The organism is Mesorhizobium sp. M4B.F.Ca.ET.089.01.1.1 (genome assembly GCF_004022605.1).
GTDB lineage: Bacteria > Pseudomonadota > Alphaproteobacteria > Rhizobiales > Rhizobiaceae > Mesorhizobium > Mesorhizobium abyssinicae.
On record NZ_RZOS01000734.1, the window covers coordinates 1 to 1,809 of the forward strand.

The 1,809-nt window shown below is 60.8% G+C and carries 1 protein-coding gene; it reads right to left on the minus strand.

Annotation, left to right across the window (positions count from 1 at the left end):
- Positions 1-651: thiamine pyrophosphate-binding protein (locus tag EN780_RS33305; RefSeq protein WP_245500202.1), on the minus strand; the 651-nt coding region annotated here is incomplete at its 3' end.
- Between the last annotated feature and the right edge of the window lie 1,158 nt (positions 652-1,809).

Below are 1,809 nucleotides of genomic sequence, written 5' to 3' on the forward strand. Positions count from 1 at the left end.
CTCCGCAGCAAGGCGCGGTCTGTTTGCGGCTGCACCTAGCATCATCAGCGGCCGCTCGGCCTTAAGGATGTGCTCTGCCGCACGGTCCAACGCCTCCTTGGCCGCAACGGGCGGGTTGATAGGATGGGGCGCCACCATCGGCGGAACCACGGGCAGTTTCTCGGCTGCAACATCTTCCGGGAGTTCGAGATGGACCGGCCCTGGCCGCTCCTGTTGCGCTACCCGAAACGCTTCGCTCACAATGGTCGGAATTGTCGCTGGGTCGACAATCTGACGCGCCATCTTGGTCAGCGGCGTCATGGTCGAGACCATGTCCACAATCTGGAACCGCGCCTGGGTCCGGCCCCGTATGCACTTCTGTCCGGTGATCATGATCATGGGCATCGCGCCGAGCAGGGCGTAGGCTGCGCCCGTCGTGAGGTTCAGCGCGCCGGGACCGAGCGTAGCCAGACAGACTCCGGGCTTTCCAGTAAGCCGCCCATGCGTAGCCGCCATGAACGATGCCGCCTGTTCGTGACGCGTCACCACCAGTTTGATCGAGGAATGCCGTAGTGCTTCAACAAGGTCGAGATTCTCTTCCCCGGGAACCCCGAAGATTTGCCGAACGTTCTCGTTCTCAAGTGCAGATACAAGCAACTCGGCGCCGTTCATTGGTGTCGTCCTCGGCTGACGTTTTTTACGGCCACTCTGAACTGACCTTCCAATCGGTTTGGAAATTGCGAGTTGCGCCCCGCTCTGAACTGCTGTGTCAGCGGGGAGCGAACCGGGTCAAAGCAACAGGGAGACGGCACAACCAAACTTAACGCACTCTTCATTTTGAGTTCCCTCTTGACTTGAACATTCAGTACCCTTCGCCCAGCATAGGAGAAGGGACGTCCGTCGAGGATGAAGGGCGCCTCCTCTTGTCCTTTCACGGTCACCCTCTCATTGGTTTGCAGTTTAATTGGTGTCGAGCGTCGTTCCGGGCTTTTGCAATCGGCCGGAACAACGCTTTCACGAAGCCGGTAGCTGTCACTGCGGATGGGATCACTATGGAACAATTGAGCAAGCGATGAAGGATCGACGTTGCCACCACAGGCCCGCCAAACGCACTGCCCCATCCGGTGATCAGGATCGACTCCCGCTCATTCCGGTCAGGCGCTATGCGCACGCCGATCGGCAACCCGCGCGTCCACCGGTCCAGATCCGCTTCGAATGGCGCCCAGCTCTCGAACCGGCGGCCGGCTATCGCATTGTGCTTGACCGAGCCGACCCGCGTTGCCCCTCCCCTTCGTACGCCCGGTAGGGCGCACAATCCGCAGCGCAGCGGCCAAATGGTGTGCAGCCGCATGTTGAACCTTCCCTCCAGTATCGTTGCATCGTGATGTTCGACCAGCGCCCTTCGTATGGTCGGCCAGCAGTTCCGTTAGGACCCGCCGAAGCGAAGGGAGGCTACTTGCATCCTCTCGAACGAGTCCGCCTGGGGTCCCGAAGCGAGGGGCGGATGTACGGCCGACGCGAGCAACCCGGCGTTATCACGCCGTCGCACCCGCACAGGCTCACCGCCGATCCACTTCCCGGTGATACGTTGTCGATCCGCATCTAATGCCCCTGGAACTGTCTGAAACCTTGTCGTCGCGCTCTTCTGCGGTCTCAACTCTCGATGCCAACCCTGCACCCGAGGCTCCACACACCGAGCACCTATGACGGTCCCATGTTGGTCTGAATCACTGGCGCACCACTTCGGCATTGGCGCCATGGCGGAAGAAACGCCCCCGCTGCAAATTGTCCGGCCGACGCTTCTTGTCGCAAGTTCACAGAAGTCCGCCC